Genomic DNA, 16,772 nt, shown 5'->3' on the forward strand with positions numbered 1-16,772 from the left:
CGGCGGGCCGGAGGGTGATCGCTTCGCGACGCACCGGCCGACCGTCGTTACAATGGAACACGGCCCACGGCTGCGGGAGCGAAAACTGCAGGCCGAGGCGTGTTCCCCGAATGTGAGGCAGCCGAGGTGGCGATACCTCGGCTCGTCATGATCGACCGCTGCGAAAGGGCGTAAGTGGCAGCCGCAAGAACCGCAACCCGAGGCGGGACGAAGACAGCGACCGCAGCCGGCGAGCCGGCCGACGAGGCAGCCACCGCCGCGGCGAAACCCGCGGCGAGCAAGACCGCCACGAAGTCGGCAGGCGCGAAGAAGGCTCCCGCGAAGAAGGCGCCGGCCAAGAAGGCGACGACCAAGGGGGCCAAGACCGAAGACGGCGAGCTCGACGGTCCCGAAGAGCTCGACGAGGCCGAACTCGACAGCCCGGATCTGTCGGACCTGGAAGAGGTCGAGGTCGACGTCGTCGACGAGACGGTGAACGACGGGGCCTCGGACGACGACAACGACTCAGACGACGATGACGACAGCGAAGAGGCGGAGACCCCCGCCGCGCGCCGTCGCAGCACCGCCGCCGCCGACAAGAGCACGGCGAAGTCGTCGGACAACCCCGACTTCGTCTGGGACGAGGAGGAGTCCGAGGCGCTGCGCCAGGCGCGCAAGGACGCCGAGCTGACCGCGTCGGCCGACTCCGTCCGCGCCTACCTCAAGCAGATCGGCAAGGTCGCGCTGCTGAACGCCGAGGAGGAGGTGGAGCTCGCCAAGCGCATCGAGGCCGGGCTCTACGCCGCTGAGCGCGTGCGCACCGCCGAGGAGGAGGGCGAGAAGCTCGTCACCCAGATGCGCCGCGATCTCAAGTGGATCGTGCGCGACGGCGAGCGCGCCAAGAACCACCTGCTGGAGGCGAACCTCCGGCTCGTGGTGTCGCTGGCCAAGCGCTACACCGGTCGCGGCATGGCGTTCCTGGACCTGATCCAGGAGGGCAACCTCGGCCTGATCCGCGCGGTGGAGAAGTTCGACTACACCAAGGGCTACAAGTTCTCGACGTACGCCACGTGGTGGATCCGCCAGGCGATCACGCGCGCGATGGCCGACCAGGCCCGCACCATCCGCATCCCGGTGCACATGGTCGAGGTCATCAACAAGCTCGGCCGCATCCAGCGTGAACTCCTCCAGGACCTCGGCCGCGAGCCGACCCCGGAAGAGCTCGCCAAGGAGATGGACATCTCGCCCGAGAAGGTCCTGGAGATCCAGCAGTACGCTCGCGAGCCCATCTCGCTGGACCAGACCATCGGCGACGAGGGCGACTCCCAGCTCGGCGACTTCATCGAAGACTCCGAAGCGGTCGTCGCCGTCGACGCGGTGTCGTTCACGCTGCTGCAGGACCAGCTCCAGTCGGTGCTGCAGACGCTGTCCGAGCGCGAAGCCGGCGTGGTCCGCCTCCGCTTCGGCCTCACCGACGGCCAGCCCCGCACCCTCGACGAGATCGGCCAGGTCTACGGCGTCACGCGCGAGCGCATCCGCCAGATCGAGTCGAAGACCATGTCGAAGCTGCGGCACCCGTCGCGGTCCCAGGTCCTGCGCGACTACCTGGACTGATCAGCCGGATTTCCTGATCACGAGGAACCCCGTCGCCTTCGAGGTGGCGGGGTTCCTTGCTGTGCAGGGGGTTTTGAGTGGCCACTGTGGACGGGGCTGGGGCGCCGGGCGGTTCCCGGGCCTGTGCTCGGATTTCCCGCCTCGCTGGGGTTTCGCACCCAGCCCGCTTACCCACCGCGCGCCACTTCGACGCCTGACTCGGGCGGCCCGGCCCGCTAGGATTTCGCACCCCGGTCTGCTTACCCACCTCGCGCCACTTCGACGCCTGACTCGGGCAGCCCGGCCCGCTAGGATTTCGCACCCCGGTCTGCTTACCCACCTCGCGCCACTTCGACGCCTGACTCGGGCAGCCCGGCCCGCTAGGATTTCGCACCCCGGTCTGCTTACCCACCTCGCGCCACTTCGACGCCTGACTCGGGCAGCCCGGCCCGCTTACGCCGGCAGCGCCGGCTCAGCGTCTGGCTCCACTATCGCGGTCCGATCTGCTTGTACGCTTGCTCGATTTCGCCCCGCGGGCCCGGGTCCAGGCCTCTCGCTGGTTCCGCACCTCCCACCAGTCCTGAGCGCCAGTCGCGCGCCCCGGTCTCGCTCTGCGCTGCGGCACTCCCCTCCTGCTGAGCACCAGCTCGCCCGCGCGACGGCAAAACCCACCCTCCCGGGGCTCGCCCATGATCCATTCTACCGGTGCACACCGACGAAACCCGGTGCTCAGCCTGCTTGTCCACACCTGACCCGAGTTGTGGACAAGTCAAGCCGCCAGCCCCGACCCGCGGCGAGAGATCGGGTCGGGTTCATCCACGCGCCGAGGCCAGTGCGCCCAGAGCCAGTCAAGCCATTCACCGGAGCGAGCAACCGCCGCACGCGACCCGCCGGCACGGGGCCTGACTGCCACCGAACCGCACCGAGAAAGCGCTCCCCCACACTGCGGTTTCCCCGCCCACGCCGGAAGAGCCGCCAAGCCCCAGCCGGTCTGAACCATCAGACTGGTCCACACCACGTCCGATATGTCCGTTCCCCTCGTTCCGTCCCCCGCGGAGCATTTCCGGAAACATTTCCGGAACGTGATCCGCGGTATTCGGGAGACCACCCACCGCGACGAACCGCAGGTAGTGATTACCGCGTGGACCCCGTCGACCGCAACAGCCGAAAGTCGGTGCTTTACACGCCCGGCGCGGAAATCGTGATTATTTGGTTGCCTGGGAACGAAGATCGCAGGCCCTTATCCGGATTATGCTGCGCCGACAACGAGCGTCAGCAGCATTCGGAAGGCAGCACCGGCTAGTGTTTTCGACGAAAACTCAATCGCGCGAGAGCCAGGCGTGGCCGTCGGCGCGGGGCGGATCCTCCGGTCGGCGTGAATCGAGGAAACCGTGATCGGCTTCCTCCTCCGCCGCCTCGTCAACTACGTGGCCTTGTGCCTTGTCGCCACGTTCGCGGCCTTTTCCTTGGCATCATTGGCGTTCAGCCCGCTGGACGCCCTGAAACTGCGGAACCCGCCGGCGCCGCAGTCCACGATCGACGCCAAGGCCGCCGAGCTCTACCTGAACCAGCCCATCCCCCAGCGCTTCTTCACGTGGCTCGGCGGGGTGCTGCAGGGGAACTTCGGCCGCACCGTCGCGGACCAGCCGATCACCGACGAGCTCTTCCGCCGCGCCGGCGTGAGCCTCCGGTTGTTCTTGCTGGGTATCACGATCGGCATCATCATCGGCGTGCTCGTCGGTGTGGTGAGCGCGATCCGGCAGTACAAGATCAGCGACTACGTGGCCACCACGTTCTCGTTCGTCGTGCTGTCCACTCCGGTCTTCGTGATCGCCACGATCCTCAAGGCCGGCGCGCAGTCCGTGAACGACAACCTGCTCGACGGCTACCAGTTCTTCATCGTGCAGGGCGAAACCAGCGGCCTCGACGGCAGTTTCGGCGACGTGCTGCTCGACCGGTTGCAGCACCTCATCGTGCCCACGCTCGCGATCGTGCTCACGCAGGTCGCGTACTACAGCCGCTACCAGCGTTCGGCGATGCTCGACGTGCTCGGCTCCGACTTCCTCCGCACCGCGCAGGCCAAGGGCCTCACGCGGCGGCGCGCGCTGTTCAAGCACGGCCTGCGCACCGCGCTGATCCCGATGGCGACGCTGTTCGCGTTCGGGTTCGGCCTGCTGATCACGGGCGGCATCTTCACCGAGAAGATCTTCGGCTGGTACGGCATGGGCGACTGGCTGATCACCGGCATCCAGAAGCAGGACACCAACATCGTCGCGACCGTGACCCTGTTCATCGCGGTCTGCGTGCTGCTGGCCGGGTGGCTGGCCGACGTGCTCTACGCCGCGCTCGACCCGAGGGTGAGGATCTGATGGCCGCTCCCGTGAACGAGGCCGACATCGCCGACTCGGCCGTGCTGGCAGCCGACCCGCGCAGCGAAGCCGAGAGCAAGTCCTCCAGCCGCGGCAAGCTCGTGCTGCGCCGCTTCCTGCGCAACAAGCTCGCGGTCACCTCGCTGGCCGTGATCGTGCTGTTCTACGTGCTGGCCTTCACCTACACCTGGTACTCGCCGTGGGCCTACGACGAGCTCGACCCGCTGTCGAACCTCATGCCGCCGGACGGCAGCCACTGGTTCGGCACCAACCAGATCGGCGGCGACATGTTCGCGCAGACCATGCGCGGGCTGCAGAAGTCGCTCACGATCGGCCTGCTGGCCGCGCTGTTCTCCACGGGCGTCGCCTCGATCGTCGGCGCCGCGGCGGGCTACTTCGGCGGGTGGACCGACCGCGTCGCCATGTGGGTCGTCGACCTGCTGCTGATCCTGCCGCCCTTCCTGATCATCTCGATCCTCTCGCCCGCCTTCCGCGGCAAGACCTGGCTGATCCTGGTGGGCCTGATCGCGCTGTTCCAGTGGATGATCACCGCCCGCATCGTGCGCGGCATGACGCTGACGCTGCGCGAGCGCGAGTTCGTGAAGGCCGCGAAGTTCATGGGCCAGCCGGCGTGGCGGATCATCGCCAAGCACATCGTGCCGAACATGGCTTCGCTGCTGATCATCGACGCGACCATCAACGTCGGCGTCGCGATCATCACCGAGACTTCGTTGTCGTTCTTCGGGTTCGGCGTGCAGTCGCCGGACGTTTCGCTCGGCACGCTGATCTCGAGCGGGTCCGACGCGGTGCGCACGTTCCCGTGGCTGTTCTACATCCCGGCGGGCTTCCTCGTGGTCACCGTGCTCGCGGTGAACTTCGCGGGTGACGGCCTGCGCGACGCGCTCGACCCGTCGTCGAGCCGGTCGCGGCGCAAGGAGCGCAAGCGCATCGAAGAAAAGACGAAGTCGCCGTCGCCGAAGACCGTGGGAGCACAAGCATGAGCGCCGCACTCGAACTGAGCGCGGAGACCGGGAAGCCCACCGGCACGGTCCTGGAGGTCTCGGACCTCGACGTGTCCTTCCCGTCGGAATCCGGCCGCGTGCACGCCGTGCGCGGGCTCAACTACCAGGTCGCGGCCGGCGAAGTGCTCGGCATCGTCGGCGAGTCCGGCTCCGGCAAGTCGGTGTCGTCGCTCGCCGTCATGGGCCTGCTGCCGCCGCAGGCGCGCGTGTCCGGCTCGATCCGGTTCCAGGGCACCGAGCTCATCGGCAAGTCCGACACCGAGCTGTCGAAGCTGCGGGGCAAGAAGATCTCGATGGTCTTCCAGGACCCGCTCTCGGCGCTCACGCCCGTGTACACCGTCGGCGCCCAGATCGCCGAGGCGCTGCTGGTGCACGCCAAGGGCTCGATGGGCAAGCAGGAAGCCAACAAGCGCGCGGTCGAACTGCTCGACCTCGTCGGCATCCCGCACGCCGCCGCTCGCGCCAAGGCGTTCCCGCACGAGTTCTCCGGCGGCATGCGCCAGCGCGCGGTGATCGCCATCGCGATCGCCAACGACCCGGACCTGATCATCGCCGACGAGCCGACCACCGCGCTCGACGTGACGGTGCAGGCCCAGGTGCTGGAGGTGCTCAAGACGGCGCAGGAGGTCACCGGCGCCGGCATCGTGATCATCACCCACGACCTCGGCGTCGTCGCCGGGTTCGCCGACCGGCTGATGGTCATGTACGCCGGGCGCGCCGTGGAGCAGGGCCCGGTCGAGACCATCTACGACCAGCCGCGGATGCCGTACACACTGGGCCTGCTGGGCTCGATCCCCCGCGTCGACGCGCACGAGAAGCAGCCGCTGGTGCCGATCGAGGGCCAGCCGCCGTCGCTGGTGGACCTGCCGGCCGGCTGCCCGTTCGCGCCGCGCTGCCCGCTGGCGATCGACGCGTGCCGCCAGGCCGAGCCGGAGCTGCTCACGATCACGCCGGGCAACCCGAACGCCCCGGTCGACACCACGCACCGCGTCGCCTGCATCCGCACCGAGGAGCTCGCCCGGCCCGAGGCCGACGCGGCCGAGGTGTACGGCGCCGAGGTGATCGAGGAAGCCGCGGTCGCGCACCTGCCGCGCGAGCAGCGGTCCACCGTGCTCGACGTCCAGGACCTGAAGAAGCACTACCAGGTCACCAAGGGCGCGGTGTTCAAGCGCAAGGCCGGCACCGTCAAAGCGGTCGACGGCATCAGCTTCGACATCGTCGAGGGCGAGACGCTCGGCCTGGTCGGCGAGTCCGGCTGCGGCAAGTCGACCACGCTCATGGAGATCCTCGAGCTGACCGCGCCGGCGGGCGGTTCGGTCGCCGTGCTCGGCAAGGACGTCGCGAAACTCGACGGCAAGGCGCGCAAGGCGATCCGGCGCGACCTGCAGGTGGTGTTCCAGGACCCGATGGCCGCGCTCGACCCGCGGCTGCCGATCGGCGACATCATCGCCGAGCCCATGGTGACCCACGGCTACGACAAGGCCCGGATCGCCAAGCGCGTGCCGGAGCTGCTCGGGCTCGTGGGGCTGCGCGCGGAGCACGCCGAGCGCTACCCGGCCGAGTTCTCCGGCGGCCAGCGCCAGCGCATCGGCATCGCCCGGGCGCTCGCGCTCGAGCCGAAGCTGATCGTGCTCGACGAACCGGTGTCGGCGCTGGACGTGTCGATCCAGGCCGGCGTGATCAACCTGCTCGACGAGCTCAAGGCCAAGCTCGGCCTGTCGTACCTGTTCGTGGCCCACGACCTGTCGGTGGTGCGCCACATCGCCGACCGCGTGGCCGTGATGTACCTGGGCAAGATCGTGGAGATCGGCGACGTGCGCACGGTTTTCGAGGCGCCGCAGCACCCGTACACGCAGGCGCTGCTGTCCGCGATCCCGATCCCGGACCCGGTGAAGGAACGCGAGCGGACCCGAATCATCCTCACCGGCGACCTGCCGAGCCCGGCGAACCCGCCGTCGGGCTGCCGGTTCCGCACGCGCTGTTTCGTGTTCGCTCAACTGTCCGAACAGGACAAGCAGAAGTGCATCGACCTCGAACCGCTGCGCGAAGCGCGCGCGGACGACCACGAGGTCGCCTGCCACTACGCCAAGACCCGCGAAGTCGTGTAGCCACGCATCCGTTGGCACACAGGGAAAGAAAGGTAAACACAATGCGACGGAGGATGGCCACGCTCGTGGCTCCCGTTGCCGCACTGGGGCTGATCCTGTCCGCCTGTGGCGGCGGCAACAGCGGTGGCAACAGCGGTTTGCAGGACGCCGGCAGCCAGGGGCTGAAGACGTCCGACATCAACGCGATGCCGGTCGACCAGCTGCAGGACGGCGGCGACCTCAAGTGGCCGGTCGACCAGCTGCCCGACAACTGGAACTACGACGAGGTCGACGGCACGGTGCTCGACGGCGCGAACATGTTCGGCGCCATCCTGCCGTACCCGTTCCCGCAGAACGCCGACGCGTCGGTGGGCATCGACCCGAACTACCTCACCTCGGCCCAGGTCATCAGCACCGACCCGCAGGTGATCGAGTACAAGATCAACCCGAAGGCCAAGTGGAGCAACGGCCGGCAGTTCTCGTGGGAGGACTTCCAGGCGCAGGCCAACGTGCTCAACGGCAAGAACCCGGCCTACCAGGTTTCGCAGACCACGGGCTACGAGGACATCGCCAAGGTCGAGAAGGGCACCGACGACCTCGACGTGAAGGTGACCTTCGCGAAGAAGTTCGCCGAGTGGAAGTCGCTGTTCAACCCGCTCTACCCCAAGGAGCTGAACGCCGACCCGGACACCTTCAACAAGGGCTGGGCCTCGGAACCGAAGATCACCGCCGGCCCGTTCAAGGTCAAGAGCATCGACCAGACGGGCAAGACCGTGGTGTTCGAACGCGACCCCAACTGGTGGGGCGCCAAGCCGAAGCTGAACACGGTGACCTACAAGGTCGTCGAGCGCGCCGCGCTGCCGGACGCCTTCGCCAACGGCCAGATCGACTTCTTCAACCTGAACAACGACATCAACGCGTTCAAGCGCGCGCAAGCCGACCCGAACGCGGTCGTCCGCCAGTCCACCTACCCGGACTACACGCACGTGACGTTCAACGGCGCGCCGAGCTCGATCCTGGCCGACAAGGACCTGCGGCTGGCGATCATCAAGGGCATCGACACGGTGTCGATCAGCAAGGCGATCCTCGGGCAGATGATGAAGGACACCGCGCCCCTGGGCAACCACCTGTACCTCAAGGGTTCGAAGACCTACGAGGACCACTCCGGGCCGTACAAGTTCAACGTGGACGCCGCGAAGGCCGACCTCGACAAGCTCGGCTGGAAGCAGTCCGGTGACTTCCGCGCCAAGGACGGCAAGCAGCTCAAGGTGCGCCTGGTGATCCCGACGGCCACGCCGATCAGCCAGCAGACCGGCCAGATCCTGCAGTCGCAGCTGAAGGCGATCGGGGTGAACCTCGACATCCAGGCGGTGCCGACCTCCGAGTTCTTCAAGAACTACGTCAACGTCGGCAACTTCGACCTGACGCTGTTCCGCTGGATCTCGAACTCGTTCCCGATCGGCGGCAGCAAGGGCATCTACTACCTCGACCCGAAGAACATCAACCAGAACTACGGCCACATCGGTGACGACAAGCTGAACCAGCTGCTCGACACCGCGTCGCAGGAACTGGACGACACGAAGCGGGCCGCGGACATCAACGCCGCCGACCAGGAGATCTGGGCGCTGGGCCACCAGCTCCCGATCTTCCAGTCGACGGGCGCGTTCGCCACGCGCAAGACCCTGGCCAACTTCGGTTCGCCGGGTTACGCGAACACCCCGTACGACTACACGAAGATCGGTTTCGTGAAGAAGTAGGGCAGTACCCCCGAAAAGAGCGGCGCGGGCCCCGGCTCGCGCCGCTCTTTCCTTTGTAGACGGTTAGGGTGGTTCACGTGCGGAGGTTCCTGGGGCTGCGGCCGGTGCGCCACGTCCTCGTGACGAGCGCGGTGGTGCTCGTCGTGTGCGCCGCGGTGTTCGTGCTGCAGTTGCTGGAGTTCTCGCACGCCCAGGCGCAGCTGCGCGGACTGACGACGCCCGCCACGGCGACCGTGGTGCGCGCCGACGACGGTTCGGCGACCGTGCGGTTCCTCGTCGAGGGTTCGCCGGCGACCGCGACCGTCGAGCTCGACGGGTCGGCACCCAAGACGGGTGCGCAGGTCGCGGTGCTGTACGACCCCGCCCAACCGGCTCGCGCCGTGATCCGCGACGCGGCTCCGCTGGTGGCGCAGGACCGCGCGTCGACCTACGCCACGGTGACCGTCGTCGCCGCGCTGGTGGTGCTGGCCGTCGACGGGTTCCTGCTGGTCACGCGGTTCGTCCGGACCGCACGCGCTCCCGCGGGTGCGCCGGTGCCGGTGCGGCGCGTGAAGGTGCAGCGCGGCCTGCTCACGCGCTCGTGGCTGGAGACCGAGACGGCGACCCCGCGCTGGATCCCCGTGTACTTCTCCCCCACCTTGATCGGCCTGCCGACGCCGACCGAAGTCACCGTGCACGGCGACGTGCGCCGCGACCGGCACGTCGCGGTGTCCCTCGGCGACGACGTGTTGTACCCGGCGGGCGCCGTGCGGGACGCCGAGCCGCTCGGGCGGCGCCTGGACAACCCCGCCGAGCCCGACGAGGAACGCTCCCTCGCGGCCGCCCGGCCGGTGCCGCTGCACCGGCAGTTCCGGGCGGATCTGCCGGTGCTCGTCGTCGCGCCCGTGGTCGGCGCGTTCTGGGCCGTCGTCGACGGCAGCGGCTTCACGGGCTGGCTGACGATCACCGTGCTCGTCGCCGGCTTCGGTTTCTGGTGGGCCGCCCTACGCGGCTCCGACCCGTCCTGAACGCAGCTCGTCCAGCACGGCGGCCAGCTCGTCGTAGGAGTCGGCGAGCTTCTCCTCGTGGTCGAGGCGGTGGCGCTCCAGCCGCACGGCGCCCAGGTGGCGGGCGCGGTAGTAGAGCATGCGGCGGCGAGCGTTCGGGGAGTCGTCCAGCGGCCCGTACGCCGCCCAGAACTCGTCACGCTCCGCGCCGGGCTTCGCCAGCGCCATCCGGATCGGCCAGTCGGCCGCCGGGTCGCCCCACCAGCTGCGGTCGTGGTCGTAGACGCCGGTGACGGTGAGGTCCGGCTCCAGCATCACGTTGACCGTCCACAGATCGCCGTGCAGCAGCCGGGGTTCGGTGACCTCGTCCAGCAACGCCGCGTCGCGGTAGGCGAGCTCGCCTGCCTCCCGCACGTCGGCACCGACGAGGCCGCGGTCCTCCAGGTCGAGCGCGTTGTCGGCGAAGTAGGCCACCAGCGCTTCACTCCAGGTCGCGAAGTGCGGCCCCGCGACCGCGCCGAAGCCGGGCCCGCACACACCGTGGACCAGCCGCGTGAGCCGGCCCAGCTCGCGGTAGAACGGCCCCCGCTCGGCGGGCGGGTACGCCGGCAGCACGTCCGGCCCCGCCTTGCCGCGCAGCACGGCCTGCACCACGTAGTCCCGCGGCACCAGCTCGTGCGTGAAGTCCGCCGCGATCGTGCGCGGCAACAGGTGCGCGATGGGCGCGAAGTACGGCGCCGCGAGGTACTCGTTGCGCATGAACTGCCATTCGATCCGCGTCTGCCGTGCCGGTTCGGGTGCCACGCGCAGGATCACGGGCCCGTCCGCCAGCTCCACGCGGTAGGTGGTGTTGTAACCACCCCAGCCCAGCTCCGCCGCGGACACGACCTCCGTGCCGGGCCCGAACGCCCTCGCGGCCACGGCCTCGATCTGCTCGGGGGTCAGGGGCTGCTGGAACGCCCCGGCGGGCCGTTCGAGGGGGCGGAAGTCCATGTGATCATCCTGGCACCCCGGCCGTCGTGCCGGGGTGAGCACGGCGTCAGGGAACCGCGAGCCCCTCCCGCCGCAGCGACTCCTCCACCCGTAGCCGCTCCAGGTCGCGGTCGATGCCCTCCGGCAGGGAGTCCAGGCGGTGCGCGACGCCGACCTCGCGGCACGCCGTCGTCAGCAGTTCGTCGTACGCCTGGCGCGTTCCCAGGCGGCGGGCGGCCGGCGTGCCCGGTGGGTACCCGGCCAGCAGCCGGTGCACGCGGCGGAGGTCCGCCGACAGGCGTTCCACCGGTGGGTCCGCCGGGGCCAGCCGGACGCGGCGCCGGTCGGCCAGCCAGTGCACGAGCGCCGGCACCTTCAACGCGCACCAGAACAGCGCCGAGGGGGCGAGACTGACCACGGCGAAGAGGACGAGAGGCCCGGCCACGCTGCCGGTCGCGTCGGCCATCGGCCCAGTGTAGGCGCGGTCAGCGCTGATCGCGGCCGCGTTTTCGCGACCGCCAAGCGAACAGGAGCACCCCGCCTGCCGCGAGCAGCACGGCGCTGGCCGCGACGTGCAGCGACGGCGGCAGCAGGCGCAGCTGGACGAACCAGCTGGGGTCGGCGGAGCCGGCGAGCCGGTTGATGAGGCCGCCGGCGCCCTGCCTGACCAGCACCAGGCCCAGGAGTTCGATCACGACGGCACCTCCTCCCGCTCGACCGAGTCCTTCTTGCCGACCAATTCGGTCCACAGCGGGCCGGCGACGAGTCAGATGCCCGTCAGCGCACCGAGCGGCGGCCAGTCCCACAGCGGCCCGACCTGGCCGGGCCGGCCGATGACGAAGATGGCGACCAGCAGCAGGACGGCGATCACGCAGGCCAGCACGCACTTGAACCACTCGCGCCACTCGTGGCGGGCCTTCGCCTTGCCACGCAGGTTCGGCGCGGGCGGCGGGCCCCCGGCGACGCGGTGGGCGAAGCACACGTCGGCCCAGCGGTCCTGCCGTTCCTGCTGGTGCCGGTGTGGTGGGCGGCCAACGTGCGCCAGCAGCGCGACGTCGCGTCGACCGGACGCGCCAACGGCGAGCAGCTCGCGAAGATCGCCGAACTCGACCGGCGCGCGGCGGTGGGCCCGCACGGCGCGCGACCTGCACGACGTGATCGCGGGTCACCTCTCGGCCATCGCCATCCAGTCGGAGGTGGCGCTGTCGATGGCGGCCGACCCGAAGATGTCGCGCGGTGCTCGAAGCCGTGCGGGAGAACAGCGTCAGCGCGCTGGACGAGATGCGCACGATGATCACGTTGCTGCGCAGCGCTTCCGACGGTGGCGGCCAGCAGTACGAGACCACGGCGCCGGCGCGTCTCGTGGAGCTCTCGCGGCTCGTGGAATCCGCGCGGGCCACCGGGATGGACGTGGTCGTAGGCTCCACAGTGGACGAAACCACCGGCCTGCCCGCGGCCGTCGACCTCACCGCGTACCGGATCGCGCGGGAGGCGCTCACCAACGCGGTGAAGCACGCGCCCGGCGGCCGCGTCGTGGTGAACTTGCGCCGCGCCGGCGGCACGCTCACCGTCGAGATCGAAAACGAGCTGCGGTCGGCCACCCCGCGCTCGACGGCGGGACGGGCCACGGGCTGCTGAGCATGCGCGAACGCGCGAATGCCGTGGGCTGGACGCTGAGCGCCCGGCCCGGCCGGTTCGGACTGGGTGGTCCGGGCCGAACTGCCGCTGGTGGAGGGACGTTCGTGACGGTCAAGGTGCTGGTGGCCGACGACCACGGAGCGATCCGGGCGGGCCTCGTCCTGATCCTCGGCAACGCCGGGGGCAAGCGAGGCCGCCGACGGCGCCACCGCGGTGCGGCAAGGCCCGCGCGCTCAAGCCCGACGTCGTGCTGATGGACGTGCGCATGCCGGCACCGACGGCATCCCGGCCACGCGCGAGGTGATCGCCGAAGGCTTCGCGGACGTGCTCGTGCTGACCACTTTCGACCTCGACGAGTACGTGCACGCCGCCCTGCGCGCCGGCGCGGCCGGGTTCCTGCTCAAGTCGGTCGAAGCACCGCGCCTGATCGAAGCCGTGAAACTCGTCGCCGCGGGCGAAGGCGTGCTCGCGCCGCAGGTGACGCGCAAGCTCATCACGGCGTACGCGCAGTCGGCGGAGAAGCCCGTGACCACGCCCTCGGGCCTCGGCGACCTCACCGACCGCGAACGGGAGGTGCTGTGCTGCCTGGGAGCGGCACCCGGCTCCGCATCGGCGAGACCACCGTGAAGACCCACGTGTCGCGCGTCCTGACGAAGCTCGGCCCGCGCTCGCGCGTACAGGCCGCGGTCCTCGCCAGGAGGCCGGACTCACCGGCGAGTGACCGGCAAACCGTTCTGCGCGCCAAGCCGTTACCTTCTAACGTTCCCCCATGGGTGTGCGCAGAACGTTGGACGTGGACGAGGTCCTGAAGCGCCAGGACTCGGGCGAGCTGAAGCGGCGGCTCAGGGGACGCGACCTGGTGGGGTTCGGCGTCGGGATCATCATCGGGACCGGCATCTTCACGCTGGCCGGCGTCGAAGCCAAGACGCACGCCGGGCCGGCGGTCACGCTGTCGTTCGTGATCGGCGCGATCGTGGCCGGCCTCGCGGCGCTCTGCTACGCGGAGCTCGCCTCGAGCGTCCCGACGGCCGGGAGCGCCTACACCTACGCGTTCGCCACGCTCGGCGAGGTGTTCGCGTGGATCATCGGCTGGGACCTGCTGCTGGAGTTCGCGCTCGGCGCCGCCGTGGTGTCGCGCGGCTGGTCCGGGTACCTGGCGAACCTGCTGGGCCTGTCGCCGACGTGGTTCGGCGAGGACGCGAAGGTCAACGTCGGCGCGGTGATCATCATCGCGGTGCTGACGGTCGTGGCCGTGCTGGGGATCAAGGAGTCGGCGTGGCTCACCAACGTGCTCGTGGTCGTGAAGGTCGCGGTGTGCGTGCTGATCGTCGTCGTCGGGGTGTTCTTCATCAAGGGCGCCAACCTCACGCCGTTCATCCCGCCGGCGCAGCCGCCGTCCGGTGGGTCGGGCGTGCTGGAGCAGCCGGTGGTCCAGGCCGCGCTGGGGCTGGAGCAGTCCGTGTACGGCATCGCGGGTGTGGTCACCGCGGCGGCCGTGGTGTTCTTCGCCTACACCGGGTTCGAGGCGCTGGCCAACCTCGGTGAGGAAACCGTGAACCCGCGCAAGGACCTGCGCGTCGGCATCCTCGGCGCGCTCGCCGTGTGCGCGGTGCTCTACCTCGCCGTTTCGATCGTGCTCACGGGCATGATCCCGTTCACCGACATCGACACCGGCGCCCCGCTGGCGGCCGCGTTCGACAGCGTGGGGCAGCACTGGGTCGGCGCGCTGATCTCGCTCGGCGCGGTCACCGGGCTGACGTCGGTGATGATGGTGGAACTCGTGACCATCGGGCGCATCGGCTTCGCGATGGGCCGCGACGGCCTGCTGCCGAAGGCCATCGGCACCACGCACCCGCGCTGGGGCACCCCGCACCGGATGACCATCGGCGGCGCGGTCCTCATCGCCGTGCTGGCGGCGTTCGTGCCGATCGACGCGCTGTCGGACATGGTGAGCATCGGGGCGCTGTCGGCGATGATCATCGTCGCGGTGGCCGTGCCGGTGCTGCGCAAGCGGCGCCCGGACGTCAAGCGCCCGTTCACGGTGCCGTTCTCGCCCGTGGTGCCGATCATCGCGGCGGTCGCGTGCTTCTACCTGATGCTGAACCTCGACGTGGTCACGTGGATCCGTTTCGCCGCGTGGCTGGTGCTGGGGTTGCTGATCTACTTCTTCTACGGCCGCAAGCACTCCCGCCTCGCCCCGGGCAACCGGGCGAAGTCCGAGACCTAACCGGGGAACCGCGGGGCCAGGCCCGCGCCGGTGACCGCTCGGGTGAGCACGCCGGCGTGGGCCGCGTCCGCGATCAGCAGCAGCGCACCACTTCCGGCCAGCGCGGCGGTGATCCACTCCAGCGGCTGGTCGTGGACCCCGTTGTCCCCCAGCACCGCGTAGGTGTCCACAACGGACAGCAGCGTTCCTTCGGCGCCGAGGCGCACGCCCGCCACGAGCACATGGTGGTACCCGGGCGGGCGCCAGCGGTTCGTCCACAGGGGAGGGACGCCCGTGTGGAGGTAGTCGAGCAGCGCGCGCTCCGGCGTGTCCGGCGAGCCCAGCTCGGCCGGGTCGAGCCGCGCGATCACGGCGACGCGCGGCACGTCCCACAGCGCCACCAGCAGGTCGAACACCGCGTCGGCGGACCACTCCCCCGACGCGGGCACAGCCGGCACGACCCGCAACCGCTTGCCCGACAAGGCTTCCACGGCCGCCGCGAGCGCTGCCGGATCGGTGCCGGCCCCGGTGGCGTCGCACGGGATGGGCAGGCGGAAGTCGTCCCGGCCCTTCGCGCCGGCCGGCGGACCGCCCGGCGCGCGCACCGTGCCCGCCGCCGCGGCGACCTCGTCCTGGTCCGGCACGGCGAACCCGGCGGCGCGCAGCGCGGCCAGCGCGGTGAACGCGGCGGCCAGCCCGTCCTTCTGCGGCAGCTCGGCGCGCGCTTCGGCCACCAGCCGGGCCGCGCCGGGTAACCACTGCACCGCGGAGAGCCCGGTCACGCGGCCGCTCCGCGCGCGGGATTCAGTACCGCCACAGGTGCGCCGCCACGATCTGCTCGGGGGTGCGGTCCGCCGCCCACACCGCGTCCGACGCGCGCACCGCCCGGAACGCGCCCAGCAGCTCGTCGCCGAGAGCCCCGGACACCCGGGGCGACGCGAGCAGCGCCGCGTCCTGCTCGGCGGGGCTCGCGGGCAGCGGCAGCACGCCGCGCGTCTCGCGCTCCCCCTCCGTCCAGCCGCCCGGGTCCTCGCCGATGGGCGCGGGCAGCGGCGCGCCGTCCTCGATCCCGGCCATCCCGGCGGCCAGCACGACCGCCAGCGCGAGGTACGGGTTCGCCGACGCGTCCGACGCCTTGAGCTCGACGTTCGCGTGGTCCGGGCCGAGCAGCGCCGACCCCGGCACGTACCGCAGCGGCGCTTCGCGGTTCTCCACACCCCAGAACGCGTACGCGCCCGCGAAGAACCCCGGCCGCAGCCGCATCGTCGACGGCACGCTCGGAGCCGTGACGGCGGTCAGCGCCGGCAGGTCCCGCAGCAGCCCGCCGAGGTAGGCGGCGCCGTCGTCGACGGGCAGCCCCTCGCCCGCGAGCAGGTTGGCGCCCCGGTGGTGCACGGACGTGTGCAGGTGCCAGCCGTTGCCCGCCGCGGCGAGGCTCACGAGCGGCGCGAAGCTCACGGCGAGGCCGTGGGCGTGCGCGGCGGCGTGGATGGTCTGGCGGGCCAGGAGCTGGTCGTCCGCGGCCGACACGGGGTCCGTGGCGGCCAGCGAGAGCTCCAGCTGGGCCACGCCGTACTCGGCGTGCAGCTGACCGATCTCCAGGCGGTTGGCGGCGAAGTCGTGCAGCAGGGCGGCGACGAACCCGTCGAGGCCGACGAGCGCGTGCGGGCTGTACGCGGGGCCGGGGTGCCCGGGAGCCGCGACGACGTCCGTGCTGCCCGCCGGTGTCACGGTGAACTCGAGCTCGTAGCCCGCGCGGAACTCCAGCCCCCGCCGGGTGGCTTCCGCGACCTGGCGCTCCAGCACCGAGCGCTGGCAGTACGGCCAGGGCGAACCGTCGGCGGCGAGCTGCCGCGCGGGGGCCCACGCGAGCGAGGGCTGGCCGGAGAGCCGGCGCAGGCGCTCCATGACCGGCACGAGCCGGATGTCGCCGGACGGGGTGGAGAGGCCGGCGTGGCCGTAGGTGATGGCGTCGTGGCTGTCGAACACGGGGAACAGCGAGGTCGCGCCGATGCCGCGGTCGGCGGCCGCTGCGAGACCGCCGATGGGGACGATGCGCGAGCGCGGGATGCCGTTGTTGTCCGCCCAGGCGAGGTGAACCCCGCTCACCCCGGTCGCGGCCAGGTCCTTCGCCGCCGCCGACGCTGCCTTGGTCATCGCCAC

General features: G+C 70.5%; 14 protein-coding genes and 1 pseudogene. 9 read left to right on the forward strand and 6 right to left on the reverse strand.

Translation table 11 applies throughout. The annotated features are described in order from the left end of the window. The first annotated feature begins 174 nt into the window (after positions 1 to 174). The 6 genes from ACIA77_RS13690 (at position 175) to ACIA77_RS13715 (ending at position 9,814) form a co-directional block, all read left to right on the forward strand. Positions 175 to 1,593 carry an RNA polymerase sigma factor gene (locus ACIA77_RS13690; protein ID WP_395886160.1) on the forward strand — a complete coding sequence of 473 codons (1,419 nt, stop codon included), beginning with the start codon at positions 175 to 177 and terminating at the stop codon, positions 1,591 to 1,593. A 1,370-nt stretch (positions 1,594 to 2,963) separates the two neighbouring features. Further along, entirely contained in the window at positions 2,964 to 3,941 is a 978-nt protein-coding gene (locus ACIA77_RS13695; RefSeq protein ID WP_395886161.1) for an ABC transporter permease, read from the forward strand. Then, positions 3,941 to 4,942 (forward strand): ABC transporter permease, encoded by a 1,002-nt coding sequence (locus ACIA77_RS13700; protein ID WP_395886162.1) that lies wholly within the window; start codon positions 3,941 to 3,943, stop codon positions 4,940 to 4,942. Before ACIA77_RS13695 ends, ACIA77_RS13700 begins: the two co-directional genes overlap by 1 nt. Further along, the gene (locus tag ACIA77_RS13705) at positions 4,939 to 7,071 is read left to right on the forward strand and encodes a dipeptide ABC transporter ATP-binding protein (protein WP_395886163.1); all 2,133 of its coding nucleotides are present in this window, start codon (positions 4,939 to 4,941) and stop codon (positions 7,069 to 7,071) included. Before ACIA77_RS13700 ends, ACIA77_RS13705 begins: the two co-directional genes overlap by 4 nt. A gap of 53 nt (positions 7,072 to 7,124) precedes the next feature. After that, on the forward strand, positions 7,125 to 8,807 hold the full coding sequence (locus ACIA77_RS13710) for an ABC transporter family substrate-binding protein (RefSeq protein ID WP_395886164.1): 1,683 nt from the start codon (positions 7,125 to 7,127) through the stop codon (positions 8,805 to 8,807). A 77-nt stretch (positions 8,808 to 8,884) separates the two neighbouring features. Then, positions 8,885 to 9,814 carry a hypothetical protein gene (locus tag ACIA77_RS13715; protein ID WP_395886165.1) on the forward strand — a complete coding sequence of 310 codons (930 nt, stop codon included), beginning with the start codon at positions 8,885 to 8,887 and terminating at the stop codon, positions 9,812 to 9,814. Here the strand turns inward: ACIA77_RS13715 and ACIA77_RS13720 are convergent. From ACIA77_RS13720 to ACIA77_RS13735, 4 genes are all read right to left on the reverse strand, one after another. After that, positions 9,791 to 10,786 carry a phosphotransferase family protein gene (locus ACIA77_RS13720; protein WP_395886166.1) on the reverse strand — a complete coding sequence of 332 codons (996 nt, stop codon included), beginning with the start codon at positions 10,784 to 10,786 and terminating at the stop codon, positions 9,791 to 9,793. The genes ACIA77_RS13715 and ACIA77_RS13720 overlap by 24 nt on opposite strands. Positions 10,787 to 10,832: 46 nt before the next feature. Continuing rightward, positions 10,833 to 11,231, reverse strand: a complete 399-nt coding sequence (locus ACIA77_RS13725; RefSeq protein WP_395886167.1) for a hypothetical protein — start codon at positions 11,229 to 11,231, stop codon at positions 10,833 to 10,835. Positions 11,232 to 11,250: 19 nt separating this feature from the next. Beyond that, positions 11,251 to 11,460: a hypothetical protein gene (locus tag ACIA77_RS13730; RefSeq protein ID WP_395886168.1), complete on the reverse strand. Its 210-nt coding sequence runs from the start codon at positions 11,458 to 11,460 to the stop codon at positions 11,251 to 11,253. A gap of 71 nt (positions 11,461 to 11,531) precedes the next feature. After that, entirely contained in the window at positions 11,532 to 11,900 is a 369-nt protein-coding gene (locus tag ACIA77_RS13735) for a hypothetical protein (protein ID WP_395886169.1), read from the reverse strand. Positions 11,901 to 12,001: 101 nt separating this feature from the next. Between ACIA77_RS13735 and ACIA77_RS13740 the strand changes: the two genes are divergently transcribed. The 3 genes and pseudogenes from ACIA77_RS13740 (at position 12,002) to ACIA77_RS13750 (ending at position 14,630) form a co-directional block, all read left to right on the forward strand. Next, on the forward strand, positions 12,002 to 12,403 hold the full coding sequence (locus ACIA77_RS13740) for a sensor histidine kinase (RefSeq protein ID WP_395886217.1): 402 nt from the start codon (positions 12,002 to 12,004) through the stop codon (positions 12,401 to 12,403). 104 nt (positions 12,404 to 12,507) lie between these two features. Then, positions 12,508 to 13,101 (forward strand): annotated as a pseudogene (locus tag ACIA77_RS13745) (response regulator); the annotation flags it as partial. Positions 13,102 to 13,172: 71 nt separating this feature from the next. Continuing rightward, entirely contained in the window at positions 13,173 to 14,630 is a 1,458-nt protein-coding gene (locus tag ACIA77_RS13750) for an APC family permease (protein ID WP_395886170.1), read from the forward strand. Here ACIA77_RS13750 and ACIA77_RS13755 read toward each other — a convergent pair. Then, complete coding sequence (locus ACIA77_RS13755; RefSeq protein WP_395886171.1) at positions 14,627 to 15,391, reverse strand: DUF6885 family protein; 765 nt, start codon at positions 15,389 to 15,391, stop codon at positions 14,627 to 14,629. The genes ACIA77_RS13750 and ACIA77_RS13755 overlap by 4 nt on opposite strands. A 22-nt stretch (positions 15,392 to 15,413) precedes the next feature. After that, positions 15,414 to 16,766, reverse strand: a complete 1,353-nt coding sequence (locus tag ACIA77_RS13760; protein WP_395886172.1) for a glutamine synthetase — start codon at positions 16,764 to 16,766, stop codon at positions 15,414 to 15,416. Between the last annotated feature and the right edge of the window lie 6 nt (positions 16,767 to 16,772).

Origin of the sequence: Amycolatopsis sp. NPDC051903 (genome assembly GCF_044452505.1) — a bacterium.
In the GTDB taxonomy this organism is placed as follows: Bacteria; Actinomycetota; Actinomycetes; order Mycobacteriales; family Pseudonocardiaceae; genus Amycolatopsis.